The 21,491-nt window shown below is 67.5% G+C and carries 21 protein-coding genes; 9 read left to right on the forward strand and 12 right to left on the reverse strand.

Going from position 1 to position 21,491, the window contains the following annotated elements; genetic code table 11:
* Nucleotides 1-63: 63 nt before the first annotated feature.
* The 8 genes from CK620_RS08015 to CK620_RS08050 all read right to left on the reverse strand — a co-directional run bounded on the left by CK620_RS08015 (nt 64) and on the right by CK620_RS08050 (nt 7,441).
* Nucleotides 64-879, reverse strand: coding sequence for a thymidylate synthase (locus CK620_RS08015; protein ID WP_095549850.1), 816 nt, complete (start codon nt 877-879; stop codon nt 64-66).
* 38 nt (nt 880-917) lie between these two features.
* Nucleotides 918-2,369, reverse strand: coding sequence for an FAD-binding oxidoreductase (locus CK620_RS08020; protein ID WP_095549851.1), 1,452 nt, complete (start codon nt 2,367-2,369; stop codon nt 918-920).
* 143 nt (nt 2,370-2,512) lie between these two features.
* A complete protein-coding gene (locus tag CK620_RS08025; protein ID WP_143326013.1) occupies nt 2,513-3,553 on the reverse strand; it encodes a metal ABC transporter solute-binding protein, Zn/Mn family in 1,041 nt (346 codons plus the stop codon).
* Nucleotides 3,554-3,631: 78 nt separating this feature from the next.
* The gene (locus tag CK620_RS08030) at nt 3,632-4,534 is read right to left on the reverse strand and encodes a metal ABC transporter permease (protein WP_095549853.1); all 903 of its coding nucleotides are present in this window, start codon (nt 4,532-4,534) and stop codon (nt 3,632-3,634) included.
* On the reverse strand, nt 4,531-5,364 hold the full coding sequence (locus CK620_RS08035; RefSeq protein ID WP_095549854.1) for a metal ABC transporter ATP-binding protein: 834 nt from the start codon (nt 5,362-5,364) through the stop codon (nt 4,531-4,533). Before CK620_RS08035 ends, CK620_RS08030 begins: the two co-directional genes overlap by 4 nt.
* Before the next feature lie 20 nt (nt 5,365-5,384).
* On the reverse strand, nt 5,385-6,362 hold the full coding sequence (locus tag CK620_RS08040) for a metal ABC transporter solute-binding protein, Zn/Mn family (RefSeq protein ID WP_095549855.1): 978 nt from the start codon (nt 6,360-6,362) through the stop codon (nt 5,385-5,387).
* Between the two features lie 64 nt (nt 6,363-6,426).
* Nucleotides 6,427-7,113, reverse strand: a complete 687-nt coding sequence (locus tag CK620_RS08045; protein ID WP_095549856.1) for a DUF6162 family protein — start codon at nt 7,111-7,113, stop codon at nt 6,427-6,429.
* Nucleotides 7,100-7,441, reverse strand: coding sequence for a hypothetical protein (locus CK620_RS08050; RefSeq protein ID WP_095549857.1), 342 nt, complete (start codon nt 7,439-7,441; stop codon nt 7,100-7,102). The genes CK620_RS08045 and CK620_RS08050 overlap by 14 nt, the downstream gene beginning before the upstream one ends.
* 120 nt (nt 7,442-7,561) lie before the next feature.
* Between CK620_RS08050 and CK620_RS08055 the strand changes: the two genes are divergently transcribed.
* Nucleotides 7,562-8,311 (forward strand): DUF4198 domain-containing protein, encoded by a 750-nt coding sequence (locus CK620_RS08055; RefSeq protein WP_095549858.1) that lies wholly within the window; start codon nt 7,562-7,564, stop codon nt 8,309-8,311.
* Nucleotides 8,312-8,396: 85 nt separating this feature from the next.
* Here CK620_RS08055 and galU read toward each other — a convergent pair whose 3' ends face one another.
* Both galU and ffh read right to left on the reverse strand, forming a co-directional pair.
* On the reverse strand, nt 8,397-9,302 hold the full coding sequence (gene galU, locus CK620_RS08060; RefSeq protein WP_095549859.1) for a UTP--glucose-1-phosphate uridylyltransferase GalU: 906 nt from the start codon (nt 9,300-9,302) through the stop codon (nt 8,397-8,399).
* A 142-nt stretch (nt 9,303-9,444) separates the two neighbouring features.
* On the reverse strand, nt 9,445-10,827 hold the full coding sequence (gene ffh, locus CK620_RS08065) for a signal recognition particle protein (protein WP_095549860.1): 1,383 nt from the start codon (nt 10,825-10,827) through the stop codon (nt 9,445-9,447).
* Between the two features lie 142 nt (nt 10,828-10,969).
* Between ffh and CK620_RS08070 the strand changes: the two genes are divergently transcribed.
* The 4 genes from CK620_RS08070 (at nt 10,970) to CK620_RS08085 (ending at nt 14,997) form a co-directional block, all read left to right on the forward strand.
* Nucleotides 10,970-11,782: a cytochrome C assembly family protein gene (locus CK620_RS08070; RefSeq protein WP_095549861.1), complete on the forward strand. Its 813-nt coding sequence runs from the start codon at nt 10,970-10,972 to the stop codon at nt 11,780-11,782.
* A 73-nt stretch (nt 11,783-11,855) separates the two neighbouring features.
* On the forward strand, nt 11,856-12,104 hold the full coding sequence (locus tag CK620_RS08075; protein WP_095549862.1) for a hypothetical protein: 249 nt from the start codon (nt 11,856-11,858) through the stop codon (nt 12,102-12,104).
* Nucleotides 12,105-12,106: 2 nt separating this feature from the next.
* Entirely contained in the window at nt 12,107-13,834 is a 1,728-nt protein-coding gene (locus CK620_RS08080) for a sensor histidine kinase (protein ID WP_095549863.1), read from the forward strand.
* Between the two features lie 155 nt (nt 13,835-13,989).
* Nucleotides 13,990-14,997, forward strand: a complete 1,008-nt coding sequence (locus tag CK620_RS08085; RefSeq protein ID WP_095549864.1) for a Bug family tripartite tricarboxylate transporter substrate binding protein — start codon at nt 13,990-13,992, stop codon at nt 14,995-14,997.
* 159 nt (nt 14,998-15,156) lie between these two features.
* On the opposite strand, the gene CK620_RS08090 is transcribed toward CK620_RS08085, so the two are convergent.
* The gene (locus CK620_RS08090; RefSeq protein WP_095541587.1) at nt 15,157-15,447 is read right to left on the reverse strand and encodes a hypothetical protein; all 291 of its coding nucleotides are present in this window, start codon (nt 15,445-15,447) and stop codon (nt 15,157-15,159) included.
* Between the two features lie 189 nt (nt 15,448-15,636).
* On the opposite strand from CK620_RS08090, the gene CK620_RS08095 reads away from it, so the two are divergent.
* The 4 genes from CK620_RS08095 (at nt 15,637) to CK620_RS08110 (ending at nt 19,870) form a co-directional block, all read left to right on the forward strand.
* Nucleotides 15,637-16,278 (forward strand): TetR/AcrR family transcriptional regulator, encoded by a 642-nt coding sequence (locus CK620_RS08095; protein ID WP_095541588.1) that lies wholly within the window; start codon nt 15,637-15,639, stop codon nt 16,276-16,278.
* A gap of 79 nt (nt 16,279-16,357) precedes the next feature.
* Nucleotides 16,358-18,157: an acyl-CoA dehydrogenase C-terminal domain-containing protein gene (locus CK620_RS08100; RefSeq protein WP_095549865.1), complete on the forward strand. Its 1,800-nt coding sequence runs from the start codon at nt 16,358-16,360 to the stop codon at nt 18,155-18,157.
* Between the two features lie 104 nt (nt 18,158-18,261).
* Nucleotides 18,262-19,086 carry an acyl-CoA thioesterase gene (locus CK620_RS08105; protein ID WP_095549866.1) on the forward strand — a complete coding sequence of 275 codons (825 nt, stop codon included), beginning with the start codon at nt 18,262-18,264 and terminating at the stop codon, nt 19,084-19,086.
* Between the two features lie 4 nt (nt 19,087-19,090).
* The gene (locus CK620_RS08110) at nt 19,091-19,870 is read left to right on the forward strand and encodes an enoyl-CoA hydratase (protein ID WP_095549867.1); all 780 of its coding nucleotides are present in this window, start codon (nt 19,091-19,093) and stop codon (nt 19,868-19,870) included.
* A 138-nt stretch (nt 19,871-20,008) separates the two neighbouring features.
* Here the strand turns inward: CK620_RS08110 and mnmE are convergent, their stop codons facing one another.
* Nucleotides 20,009-21,469 carry a tRNA uridine-5-carboxymethylaminomethyl(34) synthesis GTPase MnmE gene (gene mnmE, locus CK620_RS08115; RefSeq protein ID WP_095549868.1) on the reverse strand — a complete coding sequence of 487 codons (1,461 nt, stop codon included), beginning with the start codon at nt 21,467-21,469 and terminating at the stop codon, nt 20,009-20,011.
* Nucleotides 21,470-21,491 lie beyond the last annotated feature (22 nt).

A 21,491-nucleotide genomic window follows, 5' to 3' on the forward strand; every position in this document is an offset into this window, starting at 1 on the left:
TTGACAGCCCCCTCGTGCCAGCGCCCTTGGCCACTCTTGGCGGCCAAGGGCGCTGGCTTGCCTTCACACCGCCACAGGGGCCTTGATGGCCGGGTGGTGCTGGTAATCACGCACCTCGAAATCCTCGTAGGCGTAGTCAAAGATCGACGCTGGCCGGCGCGCGATGTGCAGTTGCGGATACGGATAAGGCGTGCGCGAGAGTTGCTCGCGCACCTGCTGCACGTGGTTGTCATAAATGTGGCAGTCGCCGCCCGTCCAGATGAAGTCGCCCACCTGCAAGCCCGTTTGCTGCGCCACCATGTGCGTGAGCAGCGCATAGCTGGCGATGTTGAAGGGCACGCCCAGAAACAAATCGGCGCTGCGCTGATAGAGCTGGCACGAGAGCCGCCCATCGGCCACATAGAACTGGAAGAAGGCATGGCAAGGCATCAGCGCCATCTGGTCCAGCTCGGCCACGTTCCAGGCGCTGACGATGATGCGGCGCGAATCGGGGTTGTGTTTCAGCGTCTCGATCACCTGGGCGATCTGGTCGATGTGGCGGCCATCGGGCGTGGGCCAGCTGCGCCACTGCACGCCATAGACCGGGCCGAGATCGCCCGTTTGCGGATCGGCCCACTCATCCCAAATCGTCACGCCGCGCTCTTGCAGCCAGCGCGCATTGCCATCGCCGCGCAAAAACCACAGCAGCTCGTAGATGATGGATTTGAGGTGGACTTTTTTGGTCGTCACCAGCGGAAAGCCCTGCGACAGATCAAAGCGCATCTGGTAGCCGAACACGCTGCGCGTGCCCGTGCCCGTGCGGTCGGCCTTGGGCGTGCCGTGCTCGAACACGTGGCGCAGCAGGGTTTCGTATTGGTCGGAGGGCGGGGGCGTTGGCATGGCAAGCGGGCAGTGTGCGGCTGGCGGTTGGGCTGGCCTCAGGCGGCCGCATCGGGCAGCAAGGCGTGGGGGTTGAGCAGGTTGAGCGGGTCCAGCGCGGTTTTGATGGCGCGCATCATGCCCAGGGCCACGGGGTCTTTGTAGCGGGCCAGGTCGTGGCGCTTGAGGCGGCCCACGCCGTGCTCGGCGGAGAAGGAGCCGTCAAACGCCGCCACGCAGTCGTAAATGGCGGCTTCGGCCTGGCGCTGGCAGGTATCGACAAACTGGCGCGGATCGGCCCCTTCGGGCGCTTGCACGTTGAAGTGCAGGTTGCCGTCGCCCAGGTGGCCGAAGTTGATGACGCGCGCGCCGGGCAGCGCCTGCTGCAAGGCCTCTTTGGCGCGCTGCACGAAGGCAGGGATGCTGGAGGTGGGCACGGAGATGTCGTGCTTGAGGTGCAGGCCCTCGGCCGCCTGGGCCAGGGTGATGTGCTCGCGGATGTCCCACATGCGCTGGGCTTGCTCCAGGCTTTGCGCCACGGCGCCGTCGGTCAGCAGCTCGGCTTCGAAGGCCGCTTCGAGCAGCCCCTCCAGGCGCGCGCGGGCGCGGTCTTCGCTTTCGTCGTCGGAGTATTCCAGCAGCACGAAGGCCTGGCCTGCGGCCACATCAATGGGCATGCGCATGTGCGGCATGTGTTTTTCCACCAGGCGCAGGGCATCGCTCTCCATGGTTTCAAAGCCGGTCAGGCCCGAGTGCAGATGCTGCTGCGCCAGCGCCAGCAGGCCCACGGCGCTCTGCAGCGAATCCACGGCCAGCCAGGCGCAGCACACGGCGGCGGGTTGGGGGTAGAGCTTCATGGTGGCGGCGGTGATGATGCCCAGCGTGCCCTCGCTGCCGATCATCAAATGGCGCAGGTCGTAGCCGGTGTTGTTCTTGCGCAGGCCCGAGAGGCCGTGCCAGATCTGGCCATCGGCGGTCACCACCTCCAGCCCCAGGCACAGCTCGCGCGTGTTGCCGTAGCGCACCACCTGCGTGCCGCCCGCGTTGGCCGCCAGGTTGCCGCCGATGACGCAGCTGCCCTCGGCCGCCAGGCTCAAGGGGAACAGCAGGCCCTGGGCGGCGGCGGCCTCTTGCACGTTTTGCAGGATGCAGCCGGCATCCACCGTGATGGAGAGGTTGTGCCGGTCGATGGCGCGCACGCTGTTCATGCGGCGCAGGCTGAGCACCACTTGCATGCCGGAGTCGTCGGGCGTGCTGCCCAGCACCAGCCCGGTGTTGCCGCCCTGCGGCACGATGGACACGCCCAGCCCTGCCTTTTTGGCCGCCGCGCAGGCTTGCACGACGGCGGCGACTTGCTCGGTATTGGCGGGCGAGACCACCGCCAGCGCGCGGCCCTGGGCCAGTTGGCGCCAGTCTTGCTCCCAGGCGCTGAGATCGCCGCCCTGCCGGGCATGTTCGGCCCCGACGATGGCCTGAAGTTGCGAAAGCAGGGTGTCGGCAGTAGTGGTCATGGCATCAGAAGGCAAAAACAAAGCCCGCTATTATCCGCGCCCCTTATGCCCTGCGCAGGGCAGCATGCCAGTGCCATTGGGCGCTTGCGGGCCTGTCGCGCCACGAATTTGAGCAGGCGATCAAGACACGCTCAATGGCGTGCTCAGGGCGTGCTCAGTGCCTGCGCCACGGCCTGCATGGCCTCGGCCAGCGCGGCCACGGGGTCGGGGGCGCTTTCGCTGAGCACCACCAGTTGCGCGCCGCTGGCGGCGATGGCCTGGGCCACAGCGTCGTCAGGCGCGGCGTGGGCCAGCACGGCGCGCGGTTTCCCGCGCGCCAGGGCTTCGGCCAAGGCCTTGGGCAGCGCGTCGTCTTTTTCCGGGGCTTGCCAGGGCACGGCCTCCAGTTGCAAGGCGGTGGCCAGGGCCTGCATGCGGGGCGAGAGCAGCAGCACGGAAACGTCGCTGGCCTGGGCCAGGGCGCGGCTGGCCTGGGCTTCGGCCTGTTGCAGGCGTTGCTGGATGGCGGCCAGATTGGCCTGCAGGCGCGGCGCGGCCTCGGGCGCCAGGCGCGCCAGCGCATCGGCCATGAGCGTGGCCATGCGGGCCAGGTTGGCGCTGTCTTGCCAGGGCGGGTTGTGCAGCACGCTGGCGGCGGCATGGCCGGGGGCGTCGCCCTGGTCGCCCTGGCGGGCGGGCAGGGTTACGCCGGGCAGGTCGCCTTCGATGGGGTGGGCCACGTCGATTTCCACGATGCGGATGTTGGCGCGCCGTGCCAGCGGGTAGAGCTGGTCGTCGGGCCAGATGGAGCGCAGCGTGAGCGCGGCGTGAGCCTGCGCGGCGGCGGCCAGGAGTTCGTCTTGCCCGCGCCCGGCCAGGTAAGCGGGCAGGCGGTTGGCGGGCAGGCGCGCGGGGGCCATGCGCAGCAGCTCGATGCCGCTGCCTTGCAGCAGTTGCTGGGCCAGGCCGTGCACCACGGGGTGGGCGGCCAGCACGCGCAGCGGGGCGGCGGCAGGCGCTGTAGCAGGCGTTGTGGCAGGGCTGGCGCTTGGGGCTGTGGCGGATGCGTTGGCGGGGGCGCTGGCTGGAGCGCTGACTGCCGGGCTGGCGGCCGAGTGGGTGGCCAAGGCAGGCGTTGCGAGCAGGGCCGAGGCCAGGGCGGCCAGCGTGGTCAGGGCAAGCAAGCGGGGGCGCGTCTGGGGCATGGCAGGTCTCATGACGGATCTTTCAGGCAGGCGGTGGGGGCGTGGTACAAGAGGCAGCGGGCGATGGGCAGCGGGGCGCTACACGGCCGGCTGCGCCACGCGCAGGCGCAGCAGCACGGCCAGCGCGAACAGCGTGCCGGCGCAGAGGATGATGGCGGCGCCGGAGGGCACGGGGATGTCCAGCGCCACGGGCACGGCAATGCCCACCAGGGTGCAGGCGCTGGCAAAAGCCACGGTCAGCCAGAAGAAGCTGCGCATGGAGTGCGCCAGCAGCCGGGCGGCAGCGGCGGGGATGACCAGCAGCGCGCCCACGAGGATGGCGCCGATGACTTTGACGGCGGCCACGGTGACCAGCGTGACCAGCATCACGAACAGGTAGTCCAGCCACTGCACGGGCAGCTTGCGCGCCTGCGCCAGCGGGGCGTGAAAGCTCGCCAGCATGGCCTGGTTGTAGCTGCGGTGCAGCGCGGCCAGCGTGAGAGCGGTGATGGCCAGCAGCACGCTCAGATCGCGTCCATCGACGGTGAGCACGGAGCCGAACAGCACGTTTTCCAGAATGTGGATGTTGATGCGCGCGGCCAGCAACAGCAGCAGGCTGGAGCCCAGCGCCAGCGAGACGGCCAGGAACACGCCGATCAGCGTGTCGGGCGAGAGGCCGGTGCGCCCGCGCAGGTAGTTCAGCAGCAGGCCGAACAGGATGCAAAAACCGAACAGGCTGCCGTAGGGGTTGGCGGGCGGCTCGCCCAGCATGATGCCGATGGCGATGCCGGTCAGCGCGGCGTGGCCCACGGCTTCGGAGAAGAAGGCAAAGCGTTTGACGACCACCAGCGTGCCCAGGCCGCCCAGCAGCGGCCCCAGCAGCAGGCCGGCCAGCAGCGCGTTGACGACGAAGCCGTATTGCAGCATGGCGGGCAGCCAGCCGGCGGCCACGCCCGATTGCAGGGCCTGGTGCACGGTGTCGAGCAAGTGGGGCGCGTTCATGCGGCCAGCTCCTCGGCGGGGGGATGTGCGGGCGCGCGGGCGGCGCTGTGCGTAGCCGTTTCGGCGTCGGTGTCGGTGTTGCCATCGGCCTGCGCGCTGGCCGGGCCGCGGCGGGCGAACAACTGCAGCACCACTTCGGCATCGTGCAGCGCGGCGGGCGGGCGGCTCCAGAGCAGGCGGCCCTGGCGCAGCGCGGTGACGTGATCGGCCAGGCGGCGCACGGCGCCCAGGTCGTGCTCCACCCACAGCACGGTGGCGCGCGCCTGCCGCCAGGCGGCCAGAAGGCTTTCGAACACGGCAATGCCCGCCTGGTCGAGCGCGGCCATGGGCTCGTCCAGCAGCACCAGTTGCGCCGGCGGCACCAGGCTCTGCGCCAGCAGCACGCGCTGGCGCTCGCCGCCGGAGAGGTCGCCCATGCGGCGGCTGGCCTTGTGCGCCATGCCCACCTGGGCTAGCGCAGCGGCGATGCGCTCGCGCACGCTGCGGCGGATGCCCCAGTACAGCGGGCGCGTTTGCAGCATGCAGGCCATGAAGTCCTGCACCGTCATGGGCAGGGTGCGGTCGCACTCGATGGCCTGCGGCACATAGGCCAGCACGCCGGGCGCGGCGCCGGGCCAGTGCAGGGTGACGCTGCCCTCATGCGGCATCAGGCCCAGCACGGTCTTGATGAGGCTGCTCTTGCCGCAGCCGTTGGGGCCCACCAGCGCGTGCACCTGGCCGGGCTGCACCTGCCAGTCGATGCCTTGCAGGATGCGCGTGGCGCCCAGTTGCAGGCCCACGCCTTGCAGCCGCACGGCCGGGCCGGCGGCTGGGGGCACGGGGGCCGTCATCGGGGCCCTCAAGGGAGCGTTCATGCGCGCGGCCCCCGCGATTCTTGAATGGCGCGCACCACGGTGTTCAGGTTGTGGGCCATGTCCTGCTCAAACTTGCCCGCCGTGTAGGGGCCGTGCGAGATGTGCGTGAGCGGGTAGACGCGCACGCCGGTCTCGCGCACCAGGGTCTGCACGAAGCCGCCGGGGTTGTCCTGCTCGGCAAACAGCACGCGGATGTTTTGCGCGCGCATGCGCTCGACCATGCTTTTGAGCTGGGCGGCGCTGGGCTCCATGCCGTGCGCAGGCTCGACCACGGCGCTGACCTCCAGGCCAAATTCGCGCAGCAGATAGTCGTAGGCGCCGTGCACGGTGGCCACGCGAAAGCTGGCATCGGGCGCCTGCGTGACCTGGGCCAGCGCATCGGCGCGCAGCTTGCGCAGGCGGCGGTTGTAGGCGCGGGCGTTGTCTGAGAAGAAGGCCGCGTGCGCGGGGGCGAGCTTGCCCAGCTCGCGCGCGATGGTGCTGACCTGGATCATCGACGCGCTGATGGAGATGAAGGTGTGCGGGTTCACCGCCCGGCCCTGCGGCGTGCCCAGCGCCATGGTGGACAGCAGCGGCACGTCGGCATTGGCGTTGATGGTGGGCAGTTGGGGCTTGTCGCTGGCGGCGATCATGCGCTTGGCGAAGTCGTCGTGGCCGATGGCGTTGAGCACCACCACGTCCATCTGGCCAATGCGCTTGATGTCCTCGGCGCGCGGCTCGTAGGCGTGCGGGTTGAAGCCCGCGTCGATCAGCGGCAGCACCTGGGCGCGATCGCCCACGATGTGGCTGACGAAGCTGAAATACGGGTGCAGCGTGATGCCCACGCGCATGGGCTGATCCGCACGGGCGGCGCGGGCAGGCAGACAGGCGCTGGCGGCCAGCGCAGCCAGGCTGGCGGCGGCGCGGCGGCGGGTGATGGCAGGCGCACCAGCCCGTGGCGTACGAGCAAGGAGGTGAGGGGGCAAAGCGTTCATGCCTGTATCAGAGCAAGAGGAGTGAAAGGGAAGATCGACGCTGGATTGCCTCTGGGGCGGCGACTCAATGGCCGCGTGCGCTGGACTGCGCCGATTGCGGCTGCCCATGCAAATGCGCGTGCAGGTGCGCGGCCACCTGTTGCCAGCCTTGCTCGATCAGGCTGGCATCGTCCAGCCCGGCGGGGGTGAGCGCAGCAGGCGCTGGATGGGCAGGCAGAGCGTGCAGCCACACATCGACCACGTTGGCGTCAGCTTCGGCCCCGGCTGAGGGCAGGCGCCAAAGCCAGGCGCGCGCCGCCGCGTGGCTGGCCGCACTGGCGTTGTGGGCAGCGACAGGCACGCCCAGATAGGCATAGCGGCCCTGGCTGTGCAGCAGCGCCCACTGGCGCGGGCCGCGCTGCTGGGCCGCCAAATCATTGGCAAAGGGCGCCCAGCCTTCACCCGCCCAATGCGCGGGCTCGGGCGGGGGCAGCGCAGCGCCTGCGGCCAGCCATTCATCCAGTACGGCCTGCAAATCGGTGTAAGCGCCCTGTTCGGCGGCGGAGAGATCCAGCGCCAGATCCACCCGGTGGGCCTGCAAGGCCGTGTGGCCGGGGCCGTGCCGGTGGTGCCACAGCACCACCAGGGCGCTGCACGCCACCACCAAGGCGGCGGTGGCCAGCACCCAGCGCGCCTCCTGGCGCGCATTGGCTGGCGGCACCTGCTGCAAGCAGCCGCCGGGCAGCACCGCGCAGGCCTCAGCGGATGTCATCCTGATCGACTTCCAGCGTATGGCCTTCACCGCCTTCAAAGCGCACATAGAAATCCTGCTTGGGGCGCTCAAAGCGCACGCGCGATTGGGCATCCAGCGCGCCCTTCCACAGCGGCTTGTCCTCGTAGGAGAGCACGGAGATTTCCACACCCTTGGCATCGCTGCCGTCGGAGAAGCCGCCCTCGCACTGCACGTGCGTGCTGCCATCGGGCTGGCACTTCAGGCGCGGCGCATGGGCCAGCGCCGATGCTGAGCCCAGCAGCAAGGCCAGCGAAAGGCCCCAGGCCAATGGGCGCAGCGGGCCTGGATGAAAAGCGGTGGTGAACATGGTGTGAATGTCCTTGAAAGGAAGCAAATGGCCCGCGCCAGCGCAAACCGATGGAATTTTTCAGGCATCATTATGAATGAAATCAATTCTCATCTGCGACTTTGAAAGAAAGGATTCAGCATGATTCGCACCACTTGGCATCGTTTGCCCCTGGCTACACTGGCGCTGGCTGGGGCCGGGCTGCTGGCCGGCACAGCACATGCGCATGGCACCTGGCTGGCCCATATCCATGGCCAGAGCACCATCATGTACGGCCACGACGCGACGGATACCGATGCGTATGACCCGGCCAAGGTGATCGATGCTCGCGCCCACAAAAACGGCAATGCCGTGGAGGCCAAGGTCGTGCCGCACGAGCAGCGCTACGCCACGCTGGAGGCCGACAAGCCCGGCGTGCTGGGCTATACGCTGCGCAGCGGCTTCTGGCACAAGGGGGCGGACGGCAAGTGGCACAACCAGCCGCGCAGCGCCGCCGCCGATCCGGCCAAGGTGGAGAAAGCCATGCTGGGGCTGATGTACTCGGTCAGCTACCAAAACGCGCGCGAGCCAGTCAAGGCCTTGGGCTATGCGCTGGAGATCGTGCCGGCCGTCAACCCTGCCAAGCTGGAGGAGGGCGACAAGCTGAGCGTGCAGGTGCTTTATGAAGGCAAGCCGCTGGCTGGCGCCAAGGTCAGCGTCGATTTCTTCGACCACGATGCCGATGAAGTCACGACCGACGCCGAAGGCCGCGCCGAGCTGAAGGTGGCGCGCGAAGGCTTCAACGTGCTGGCCGTGGAGCACAGCGTGGCGCACACCAACAAGAGCGAGGCCGATACAGTGAGCATGATGTCCTCGCTGACGTTTGAGTCCAAGCACGATCACGACCACTGATCGGGCCTGGCGACAACGCCCGCCCCCCCAAACAACAGGCCCGCCTGCAGCATTGCAGGCGGGCCTGTTGTTTGGGTGATGGCGCTCAGCGCCCGGGCTGCTCAACCAGCGGCAATTGGCGCAGGTAATCGCGGAAGAACGCGCCCACCTGCGGGTGCTGCAAGGCCATTTCCACCGTGGCCTGCAAAAAGCCTTCCTTGCTGCCGCAGTCGTAGCGCTTGCCGTCGTAGGCCAGCGCATGCACGGGCTGGTGTTGCAGCAGCTGCGCGATGGCGTCGGTGAGCTGAATCTCGCCGCCCACGCCCTTGGGCAGCCTGCGGATTTCATCGAAGATCGCGCCCGAGAGGATGTAGCGCCCGGCCACGGCCAAGCGTGACGGGGCCTGCTCGGGCTGGGGCTTTTCGACGATGCGCTCGACGCGGGTGGTCTGCCCATCGAGCGCCGTGCCAGCCACAATGCCGTAGCGCGAGACCTGGTCCTCGGGCACCTGCTGCACCGCCAGGACCGAGGCGCCGCTGCGCTGGTAGGCCTGCACCATCTGCATCAGCACATTGGGGCCGCCGTTGCTGCCGGTCATCAAGTCGTCGGCCAGCAGCACGGCAAAAGGCTCCTGGCCCACCAGCGGTTCAGCGCACAGCACGGCATGGCCCAGGCCCAGCGCGCGGGGCTGGCGCACATAGGTGCACACCATGTCGCTGGGCTGCACGCTGCGCACCAGCTCCAGCAAGGCGGTCTTGCCAGCGGCCTCCAACTCGCTTTCCAGCTCATAGGCGGTATCGAAATGGTCTTCGATGGCGCGCTTGCTGCGGCCGGTGACAAACACCATGTGGCGGATGCCTGCGGCGTAGGCCTCCTCGACCGCGTACTGGATGATGGGCTTGTCCACCACGTTGAGCATTTCCTTGGGGGCGGCCTTGGTGGCAGGCAGAAAGCGCGTGCCCAACCCGGCAACGGGGAAGACGGCCTTGCGGATGGGAGGAAACTGGTTCATGGCAATCACAGAAAACGGGCAGGCTGCTCAGGCCAGCGGCAGCGCGCAGCCGCGGCAAAAGCACAAAGAAACACAAAGAACAAAGACAAAGCCCCCGCAGGGGCTTGTGCACGAAATGGGTTTGGGCTTTCAGTACACGCCCTCAAAACGGCAGCTTGGGCATGCCACCGCCGCCCAGCAAGCCTTTGACGCCGCCGAGCTTTTTCATCATCTTGAGCATGCCGCTGCCCTTCATTTTTTTCATCATACCTTGCATCTGCTCGAACTCCTTGAGCAGGCGGTTGACCTCCTGCACCTGCACGCCAGCGCCTGCGGCGATGCGCTTCTTGCGCTGGGCCTTGATGAGATCAGGGCGGCGGCGCTCTTGCGGCGTCATGCTGCAGATGATGCCTTCCTTGCGGCGCACGTCCTTTTCGACGCGCGCCATGTCCACCTGCCCGGCCTTGTCGGCCAGCTCGCCGGGCAGCTTTTCGATCAGCGAGGACAGGCCGCCCATTTGCTTCATCTGCCGCAGTTGCATCAAAAAGTCGTTCAGGTCAAAGCCATCGCCGCTCTTGACCTTCTCGGCCAGTTTTTGCGCAGCCTGCATGTCCACGCCGGCCGAGACCTGCTCGACCAGCGCCACGATGTCGCCCATGCCGAGGATGCGCCCGGCATGGCGCTGGGCGTCAAACAGCTCGATGCCGTCGATCTTCTCGCTCACGCCAGCGAACTTGATGGGCGCGCCGGTGATGTGCTTGACCGACAGCGCCGCGCCGCCGCGCGAGTCGCCATCGAGTTTGGTCAGCACGATGCCCGTCAGCGGCAACGCCTCGCTGAAGGCCTTGGCGGTATTCACCGCGTCCTGACCCTGCATGGCATCGACGACGAACAGCGTCTCAGCTGGCTGCAGCGCCGCATGCAGGCCTTTGATTTCCTCCATCAACACCTCGTCGATGGCCAGGCGCCCGGCGGTATCGACGATCAGCACATCGAAGTAATGCTTCTTGGCATAGTCCAGCGCAGCTCGGGCGATGTCCAGCGGCTTTTGCTCGGGCGAGCTGGGGAACCATTCAGCCCCCGCCTGGGCCGTGACGGTCTTGAGCTGCTCGATGGCCGCCGGGCGGTACACGTCGCCCGAGACGGTCAGCACCTTTTTCTTCATGCGCTCGCGCAGTAGCCGCGCGATTTTGGCCGTAGTGGTGGTCTTGCCCGCGCCCTGCAAGCCGGCCATCAGGATGACCGCTGGCGGCTGCACGTTCAGCCGCAGCTCGGCCTGGCCCTCGCCCATGGTGGCGGCCAACTCTTGGTTGACGATGCCCACCAGCGCCTGGCCAGGCTTGAGCGAGCCCACGACTTCCTGGCCCAGGGCCTTTTCCTTGACGCGGGCAATGAAGTCGCGCACCACGGGCAGGGCCACGTCCGCCTCCAGCAGCGCCATGCGCACTTCGCGCAGCATGTCCTGCACATTGGCCTCGGTGATGCGGGCCTGGCCGCGCATCTCCTTGACGAGGCGCGAGAGCTTGTCATTCAGGGCAGATGCCATGGTCGAGATTCTCCATAGGAAAAGCCCGGCAGCAGCGACCGGGCTGGGCGGCCAACATGCCGCAGGGCCAAAACGCCCGTGGCGATGCCATGTGCGGATGGCATCGCCACGGGCCGCGCAAGCAGCGCAGTACACTTTGCACATGATTGTACCCAGCGCACCTGCAGGCCCCCCCATGGCCTTGGCCATCGCCGCAGCCACGGCTTATTTGTTGACTGCGGCCTTGGCCTTGCGCGGCAGCCAGGGCCATCCGCCGCGCCTGGCGCTGCTGGCTGCCTGGCTGCTGCATTTGCTGGTCATCGCGCTGGGGTTTCTACAGCACGGCCTGCATTTCGGCTTTGGCCCGGCGCTTTCCGTCACGGGTTGGCTGGTGCTGACGGTGTATGCGATCGAATACCAAGTCCTGCCGCGCCTGCCTGCGCAGCGCTGGCTGATGGTGATGGGTGCGCTGTCGGTGCTGATCGGAGCGCTGTTCCCTGGGCAGGCGCTCAATGAGAAGACCAGCCCTTGGATGGCCGTACACCTGGCCCTGGGCATTGCCTCGTATGGCCTGTTTGCTGCGGCCGTGGCGCATGGCTGGCTGATGCGCCGCGCTGAAAAGCGCATGCGCACGGCCAGCAGCGCCCTGGACGGCCAGCACGACACCGAACTGCCGCTGCTGGCGCTGGAGCGCCTGACCTTTCGCTTCGCCCAGGCGGGGTTTGCGCTGCTGACGGCCACGTTTATCGCCGGATTCTTCTTTGGCGAGCAAGTCAATGGCAGTGCCTGGGCCTGGCGCCACAAGGAAGTCTTCGCCGCGCTGGCCTGGCTGACCTTTGCCGCGCTGCTGTGGGCGCGCTGGCGCCAAGGGCTGCGCGGCAAAAAGGCCGTGCGCCTGCTCAACGCCGGGGCTGTGCTGCTCCTGCTGGCCTACGTGGGCTCGCGCTTCGTGCTGGAAGTGCTGCTGCAGCGCTAGAGCGTGTTATGCACTTTTCGCCCTCCCCCCGCGAGAGCACCCAGCCACACAGGCAACACTGATCGGTTTTCTCATGCTGCAAAAACTCTTTCTCACAAGCCTGGTGCTGGTGGTGGCTGTACTGGTCTGGGCGCGGCTGCGGCGCAGCCGCATGACAGAAGCGCGGGCTCGGCCAGCCCTGCCACCTGAACCAGTCGCCATGGTGCCCTGCCAGATTTGCGGCGCGCAGGTGGATCAGCGCCTGGCCACCCCCAGCGGGCAAGGCCGCCATTTGTGCCGCGAGCACCGCCACCTGGCCCGGCAGTTGCAGCGGGGGAGCTGAGCATGGGTTTCTGGCGCGCAGCCTTGGGGCTGTCCCGCTCTGCCGAGGCCGCACCCGGCCCTTTCCAGCGCCTGTGGCGCGGCTTTCTGACCGCGCGGATGATGCTGGCGCTGGCGCTGCTGTTTCTGCTGGGCACCGAGCGCCTGATTACCAATCAGATCAACAACGCCACGCTGTGGCTGTGCGTCGGCTATTTGCTCTTGGCGGCGCTGACGCGCTGGCTGCTGGGCCCATGCCAGCCACGCCGCGCACCGGCCCTGCACTGGCTGTTCACACTGGCTGTGGACGTAGTGTTCTGCGGCCTGCTGCTGTACTGGCACGGAGGCAACGATGTCAGCCTTCTGCCGCTGCTGGGCCTGCCCGTGCTGATGGCGGCGGCACTGGGCAATTTCGTTGTGCTGATCTCCACCGTACTGGGGGTCTTTGCCGTGCTGGCCTGGCCGCTGCTGTGGCCCGGCGATGCGGCCACCAGCCCACAGCTCATCTTGCAGGCTTTGCTCTCGGGCTTGGGCTTTTTCATGCTGGGCCTGCTGGTTTACCAGATGGCCTCGCGCCTGTTGGGCGAGGAGCAGGAGGGGCGCAAGAGCCGCGAGGCCGCGCTGCGCCAGAGCCAGGTCAACGCGCTGGTCATCAGCAACCTGGAGGATGGCGTACTGGTCATTGACCAGGCCATGGTGGTGCATTCGAGCAACCCGGCCGCGCTGGACATCCTGGGCCTGCCGCCTGACAGCCGCATGCCGCTGGATCTGAATCAGCAGCCCGTCTGGCGCCCGCTGGTGGCCATGGCCAAGGTCACGATGCGGCGCCAGGCGCCACAAGTGGCCGATTTGAGCCTGCTGCCGCCCGGCGCCAGCCCGGTGGGCATCCACGCCCGCTCCTGGATCACCCAAAGCCTGCCGCCCAGGAGGGGCGCACATGCCACACCCAGCGCCCATTGCGTGATGTTCCTGCGCGATCTGCGCAAGGTTGAGGCCCAGGTGCGTACAGAGAAGCTCGCCTCCATGGGGCGCATGTCGGCCGCCGTGGCCCATGAGATCCGCAACCCGCTCAGCGCCATCATCCAAGCCAACACCTTATTGGCCGAGGATCTGCAAGACCCTGGCGCACAGCGCCTGACCGAGATGATTCGCCAAAATGCCGAGCGCCTGCGCCGCATTGCCGAGGACATTCTGGACGTGGCGCGCGTGCAGCGCCAAGCCAGCGCCGCCGACCATGCCGAGGTGTTGGCACTGGACGAATGGGTGCGCGAGTGCGTATACGACTGGCAGCGCCACGAACCGCAGCGCCGTCAGCTGCAGCTTCAACTGGCCGCTGGCGCAGCCCATGTGGCCTTCGGCCGCGACCATTTGCGCCGCATCCTCGTCAACCTGCTGGACAACGCGCTGCGCTACATGGGCCCGCACGCCGACTCATTGCAGGTCTTCACGCAGCTGGGCGCCAACGGCCAGGCCATGCTCACGGTCTGGAGCGACGGCGCGCCGCTGGAAAAATCCGTGCAGCAGCATTTGTTCGAGCCTTTTTTCTCGTCGGAAAGCCGCTCCTCGGGCCTGGGCCTTTTCCTGTGCCAGGAGCTGTGCGAGCGCCACGGCGCCAGCATCGGCTACCAGCGCATCGAGCGCCCCACGGCCGAACGCGGCGAGGTGGCCGGCAACGCCTTTGTCGTGCTGTTCAAGCGTCCGCTCAAGGCCCACAGCGGCAGCACTTCGGCCCTCAACGAGCTGGTTGTTTGAGCGCTGGGCAGCGGGCCATGCGCCAGCAGCCCGGCACTTGGGGCTGCCGGCGCTTTTCTTGTGTAAGCTAGCGCGTTTGGCACGCCAACCTCTTCTGTGCGGCGTGCGCCCTCCCCCTTCTCTCACGCCATTTCCCACACTCAGCGAGATTTGCCATGTTCAAGAAACTGATGCTCGGCTCCACCATCGGCCTGGCTTGCCTGATTGGCCTGAGCCCTGCCGCCGCGCAGGATGCCAAGGCCAGCAGCGCACAAGACTGGCCCAGCAAGCCCATCCGCATGATCGTCCCCTTCCCGCCCGGCGGCGGCACCGACATCCTGGCGCGCCTGGTGTCGAGCAAGCTCACCGAAGCCAAGGGCTGGAACATCGTGGCCGACAACAAGCCCGGCGTGGGCGGCACACTGGGCATTGGCGAGGCGGTCAAGGCCCCGGCCGAAGGCTATGACTTTGTGCTTGGCCAGAAGGACAACCTGGTCATCGGCCCCTGGCTCTACAAAAACTTGGGTTGGAATCCGGTCAAAGATCTCACGCCCATCGCCCACGTGGCCTATTCGCCGGTGCTGATTTCCACCAGCGTGGACTCGCCTTTCAAGAGCCTGGCCGATGTGGTGGCTGCTGCCAAGGCCAAACCGGGCACCGTCACCTACGGCTCGCCCGGCAACGGCACCTCCATCCACCTGGCTGGCCACTTGTTCGAGGGCGCCGCAGGCATTGACCTGGTGCATGTGCCCTACAAGGGCTCCAACCCCGCGCTGGTGGACGTGATCGCCGGCAATGTGCAGCTGCTGGTGTCCTCCGTGCCCTCGGCCATGGCGCAAATCAAGGCCGGCAAGCTGCGTCCGCTGGCCGTGACCTCAGCCGCGCGCAGCTCCTCCCTGCCGGATGTGCCCACCGTGGCCGAATCGGGCATCGAAGGCGTGGCACAGTTCGACGTCAGCACCTGGTATGGCGTGATGGCCCCTGCGGCCGTGCCCGCCCCCGTGGCCGATGCCATGCACGAGGCCGTCAATGCCCTGCTGGATAACGACGAGGTGCGCCAGTCCATCCAGAAGCAAGGGGCAGAACCCAAGACCATGAGCCGCGCCGATTTCGGCGCCTTCCTCAAGCAGGACTACGAGACATGGAAGGGTGTTGTCGAGGATTCGGGCGTCAAGCTCGATTGAGCGCCTTGATTGGACGACGGACATCGAAAGGAGCGCCACAGGCGCTCCTTTTCTTTGGGCACAACACACCACAGCTTGTGTCAGTCAGCGCCCACCAGAGCGGGGGCTCGGAACCTGTTCAAAATCTCAGTGCACGGGCAAGAGATTTCAAACAGGCTTTCAAGCCCGCAGGCGTTCGCCGGCCTTGTCCAGCCACAGCTGCAGGCTCTGGTACAGCTCTCCCTGACTGAAGGAGCAGCTGTCCTCGGTAAACATCGCACTGGCCTCCAGCCGGTTGAGCAAGTCGCGCAGCACGGCGCCAAACTGAGCAGGCAATGCGCCCAGCAAATCAGACTGCGCCAGCGCCCATTGGCTGAAATCCCCCGCCTGCTGCGGCTGCTGGCGCAATTGCTGTAGGCGCTGCTGCATCTGGTTCAGGCATTGCAGCGCTGGCTCAAGGGAAGAAGTCATCGGTGCTCTCTCGGTAAAAGGCAGTTGCTGGCCTGCCTGCGAGCCAGCGCCAGACCGGCGCAGGCCGCCCGATTGTCCGCCCCCGCCAGGCGCTGGGCATCCAGGTTTTCACTGATCTTGGTGCCATCGGGCTGTACAGGCCATGCTTTATCCCTAAAATAGAACGACCGTGCTTTTTTCTACCCAGCCATGACCAGTGTGCGCCCCCGTAGTGCTTCTGCCGCCATCTCCCACAAAGGGCAGCAAACCCGTCAGACGATTCTGGACGCGGCCTTGCGCTTGGTGGCCCAGGTCGGGCTGGAGGGGCTGTCGATCGGCGCGCTGGCCGAGCTGGCTGGCATGAGCAAGTCCGGCGTGTTTGCCCACTTCGGCTCGCGCGAAGAGCTGCAGATTGCCGTCATCGAGCAATACCACCAAGGCTTTGCGCAGGCCGTTTTCCAGCCTGCGCTGGAGCAATCGCATGGCCTGCCACGGCTGCGGCGCATGGTGCAGCTGTGGATGCAGCACACCGTCTCCGGCGTGGATTCGGGGGTGTTCATCAGCGGCGCAGTCGATTTCGACGACCGCCCAGGCCCTGTCTGCCAAGCCCTGCAGCACTCGGTGCGCCGCTGGATGGACGCACTGCAGCGCGCCGTGGCGCAAAGCCAAGCGGCTGGGCATTTGAACCCTGACGCACCGCCCGCCCAACTGGTGTTTGAGATCCATGCGCTGGTGCTGGCGTTGCATTACGAAGTGCGCTTTTTGCGCAACCCCACAGCGCTGGACTATGCCCAGCACGGCTTTGAGCGCCTGATTGCCGCGTATGCACCGGCGCTGCATCAGCCCCCTTGAGGGGGCGCACCCGGCCATTGGCCCAGTCTTCGTTCGCCTTTGTTTTACCCATCCCCCCTCTTGACTGAAGGAGCACCCCATGAGCCTGCGATACACCCCGCCCCTGCGCGACATGCACTTTGTGCTGCACGAAATGTTCGGCGCCATCGACACCCTGAACGCCTTGCCGCGCTACGCCTCGCTGGACAAAGACACCTTCAACGCCGTGCTTGAAGAGGCCGGCAAATTCGCCGCTGAAGTGGTGCTGCCCACCAATGCCCCGGGCGATGCGCAGGGCTGCCAGTTCGACGCCGCCAATCACAGCGTCAAGACGCCCGAAGGCTTTCAAAGCGCCTACCGCCAGTACGTCGAGGCCGGCTGGCCCTCGCTGGCCTGCGAGCCCGAATACGGCGGCCAGGGCCTGCCCTTCGTGCTCAACCAGTGCGTGTACGAAATGCTCAACAGCGCCAACCAGGCCTGGACCATGTATCCCGGTCTGTCGCACGGCGCTTATGAGGCGCTGCTGGCGCACGGCAGCGACACGCTCAAGCAGCGCTTTCTGCCACCGCTGACCAGCGGCCAGTGGACCGGCACCATGTGCCTGACCGAGCCGCACTGCGGCACCGACCTGGGCCTGCTGCGCACCAAGGCCGAGCCCCAGGCCGACGGCAGCTACCTGCTGACCGGCAACAAAATCTTCATCAGCGCCGGCGAACACGACCTGGCCGAGAACATCGTGCACCTGGTGCTGGCGCGCCTGCCCGATGCGCCGCAGGGCAGCAAGGGCATCAGCCTGTTCGTGGTTTCCAAGTACCTGGTCGGCGAGGACGGCCAGCTTGGCGAGCGCAACCGCATCTTCTGCACCGGCATCGAGCACAAGATGGGCATCCACGGCAACGCCACCGCGCAGCTGCAGCTCGACGGCGCCGTGGGCCACCTGGTGGGCGAGCCGCACAAGGGCCTGGCCGCCATGTTCGTGATGATGAACGCCGCCCGCCTGGGCGTGGGCAACCAGTCGCTGGGCCTGACCGAAATCGCCTACCAGAACGCCCTGGCCTACGCCAAGGAGCGCCTGCAAATGCGCAGCCTCAGCGGCCCCAAGGCGCCCGAGCAGCCCGCCGACCCCATCATCGTGCATCCGGACGTGCGCCACCAGCTGCTCACCGCCAAGGCCTATGCCGAAGGCGCGCGCATGCTGGGCAGCTACTGCGGCCTGCTGCTCGATCAGGCCCACCACCACCCCGACGAGCAGCAGCGCGCCTCGGCCAATGCCCAACTGGCGCTGCTGACCCCGGTCGTCAAGGCCTTCATCACCGACAACGGCATGGCCGCCACCATCGGCTGCCAGCAAGTCTTCGGTGGCCACGGCTATATCCGCGAGACCGGCATGGAGCAACTGGTGCGCGATGCGCGCATCAACCTGATCTACGAAGGCACCAACGCCGTGCAGGCGCTGGATCTGCTGGGCCGCAAGGTCATGGGCGACCAGGGCCGCGCGCTGACCGCGCTGGGCAAGCAAATCGCTGCCTGGGCCGCCGAGCACCGCAGCGAGGCCAAGCTGGCCCAGTTCCTGCTGCCGCTGCATGAGCTGGGCGAGCGCCTGACCGAGCTGACCCAGGCCATCGGCGCGCGCGCGCAGCGCAACCCGGACGAAATCGGCGCCGTGGCCGTGGACTACCTGCGCATCGTCGGCCACATGGCCTTCGGCTGGCTGTGGGCGCGCGCCGCCCAGGTCGCGCTGGCCGCCCAGGCGCGCGGCCAGACCGACCCCATCTACGCCGCCAAGCTGGAGACCGCGCGCTTTTACTTCGCACGCCTGATGCCCGAAGTCGAAACCGCACTGCGCCGCGCGCAAAACAATGCGCAAAGCCTGATGCAGACCACGCACGCCCTGGCCTGATATTGACCTGATTGGCCTGATGCGCCAGCCCCCGCAGCCAGTGGCCACCATGGCGCTGGCTGCGGCCACCGCGGCAAGCGCCGCCACCACACAAGGGACATGCCATGCACCCATTCGACCAGGCCATCGCGCTGCAAGCCGGCGCCGATGACAGCTTCACCGGCCACACCAGCGAGGCCTACCGCAACATGATCGGCCCCTTCGGCGGCATCACCGCCGCGGTGCTGCTCAACGCCGCGCTGCAGCACCCCCAATGCCTGGGCCAGCCCACGGCCATGACCATCAACTTCGCTGGCCCCGTGCCCGACGGCCCATTCCGCATTCAGGCCCGGCCCGTGCGCACCAACCGCTCCACCCAACACTGGCAGATCGAGCAATGGGTCGATGACGCCGAATCGGGCCAGCCCATCATTGCCACTACGGCCAGCCTGGTCACCGCCGTGCGCCGCCCCACCTGGTCGGCCAGCGATGTGCCCGCCCCCGTGCAAGGCGGCCCCGATCCGGCGCAAGAGCCCATCGTCGTCACCAGCTTCACCCCCTGGCTGCGTCAGTACGCCCTGGTGCCGCTGCAAGGCCCCATCCCCAGCGAATGGGACGGCAGCGAAAACAACGACAGCCTGACCAGCTTCTGGGTACGCAAAAGCACGCCGCGCGCGCTGGATTTCTGCGCCCTGGCGGCCGTCTGCGACGTGTTCTACCCACGCATCTGGCGCCGCCGCGCCAAGCAAGTGCCCGCCGGCACCGTCTCCATGACCGTGTACTTCCACGCCGACGCCCAGACTTTGGCGCAAAGCGGCGATGATTACGTGCTGGCCCAGGCCACCGGCCAGGAGTTTCGCAACAATTTTGCCGACCAGAGCGGCCACATCTGGAACAGTGCCGGCCAGCTGCTGGCCAGCACCCACCAAATTGCCTACTACAAGGAGTAAGCCCATGTCCGAAGCCATCCTGCGCCACAACGAAAACGGCGTACTGACCCTTACGCTGTCGCGTCTGGAGAAGAAAAACGCCTTCACCCAGGCCATGTACGCCGAGTTGGCCGAGGCGCTGCAAACTGCCGCGCAGGACGATGCCGTGCGCGTGGCGGTCATCCAAGGGCACGAGAGCGTCTTCAGCGCCGGCAACGACATTGAGGACTTCCAGCGCGCAGCCATGCAGCCAGCCTGCGACGACACCGAACGCCCCGTCTTCCGCTTCCTGCGCACACTGGCCACCTTCCCCAAACCGCTGCTGGCGGCCGTCTGCGGCCCGGCCGTAGGCATCGGCACCACCTTGCTGCTGCACTGCGACCTGGTCTACGCCGGCGACAACGCCGCCTTCTCCATGCCCTTCGTCAACCTTGGCATTTGCCCCGAGGCTGGCTCCTCACTGCTGCTGCCACGCCTGATGGGCCACCAGCGCGCCAGTGAAGCCCTGCTGCTGGGCGAGCCCTTCTTCGCCGAGGCCGCGCTCGAAGTGGGCCTGGTCAACCGCATCGTGCCCCCGGGCGAGGCCAACGCCTGCGTGCAGGCCCAGGCCGCCAAGCTCGCCGCCAAACCCTCGCGCTCGCTGCGCGAAACCAAGCGCCTGCTCAAGGCCGCCCAGCAAGAAGAGGTGCTGGCGCGCATCAACGAAGAAGCGCGCATCTTCGGCCAGCTCCTGCAAGCCCCCGCCGCCCGCGAAGCCTTCGCCGCCTTCCTGGAAAAGCGCAAGCCGGATTTCTCCAAGCTCTGAAGCACCCAGTGGCATTTCATCAAGGCCCGCAGGCGCATGTGCCCTGCGGGCCTTTGTGTTGTCAACATGCCGTGTGGCCAACGGCATTTCGCGGCAGCATCGGGCAGGGCCACGCAGGCCTGCCCCCATGCTGAGGCATCACTTGCCGATGCAAAAGCGCGAGAAGATCACGCCCAGCAGGTCGTCGGCGCCGAATTCGCCGGTGATGCGGTTCAGCGCCAGCTGGGCCAGGCGCAGCTCTTCGGCCAACAGGTCCAGCGCCGGGGCGGGGCTGTCGATCTGGGCCTGGGCCTGGTCGAGGTGCTCACCGACTTCGGCCAGCGCCTGCACGTGGCGGGCGCGGGCCATGAAGACGTCTTCGGCCACGGTTTCATGGCCGGCCAGCTGCAGCAGGCGCTGGCGCAGTGCGTCCAGGCCTTGGCCGGTCTTGGCCGAGAGCACCAGCGCATCGGGCTGGGCGGCGCGAAAGCCGCTGGCGGCGTCGCATTTGTTCCAGACGTGGACGATGGGCACGGCGGCCATGCCATCGGGCGCGGGTTCGGGGGTGTCGCTTGCCGAGTCGGCGCTGCGCAGCCTGGCGTGCAGTTGCGCGAGGATGGCCGCGTCGCGCTGCTGGCTGGCCGGATCGTCGGCCTGCAGCGCATCGTGCAGGAACAGCACGACCTGGGCCTGCTCCAGAGCCTGCCAGGCGCGTTGCACGCCGATTTGCTCAACCACGTCGTCGGTCTGGCGCAGACCGGCGGTGTCGATGATGTGCAGGGGCACGCCGTCGATCTGGATGGTTTGCTCGACCTTGTCGCGCGTGGTGCCGGCAATGGGGGTGACGATGGCCAGCTCGGCGCCGGCCAGGGCGTTGAGCAGCGAGCTTTTGCCGGCATTGGGCTGGCCGGCGATGACCACGTGCAGGCCGTCGCGCAGCAGCGCGCCCTGGCGCGCGCGCTGGCCGATGGCGCGCAGCTGCGCCTGCAGCCCGGCGAGCTGGCCGCGCGCGTCGGCGGCTTCGAGGAAGTCCACGTCTTCTTCGGGGAAGTCCAGCGTGGCCTCGACCAGCATGCGCAGGTGGATCAGACGCTCGCGCAACTCGTCAATGGCCTGCGAGAAGGCACCACTGAGCGAGCGACTGGCGCTGCGTGCGGCGCTTTCGGTGCTGGCGTCGATGAGGTCGGCCACGGCCTCGGCCTGGGCCAGGTCCATCTTGTCGTTGAGGAAGGCGCGGCGCGTGAATTCGCCCGGCTCGGCCAGGCGCAGCTGCGCCAGCCAGGGGCGGCCGGTGGCCGGGTTGGGTTCGGCGGCGCTTTGCAGGCAGCGCGCCAACAGCAGTTGCAGCACGATGGGGCCGCCGTGGGCCTGCAGCTCCAGCACGTCCTCGCCGGTGTAGGAGTGCGGCGCGGGGAAGAACAGCGCCAGGCCGTGGTCGATGGCCTGGCCATCCTCGGCGGGAAAGGGTAGGTAGTGGGCGTGGCGCGGCTGCAGCTGCCGGCCCAGCCAGTGCTCGGCCCAGGGGCGCAGGCCGCGGCCGGAGAGGCGCACGATGCCCACGGCGCCGCGCCCGGCGGCGGTGGCGATGGCGGCAATGGGCTGGGTGTCGCTGGCTTGCATGGCGGAGGGCGCGCTGCTTGGC

The sequence above is a fragment of the Vandammella animalimorsus genome (assembly GCF_002285285.1).
Lineage (GTDB): Bacteria > Pseudomonadota > Gammaproteobacteria > Burkholderiales > Burkholderiaceae_C > Lampropedia > Lampropedia animalimorsus.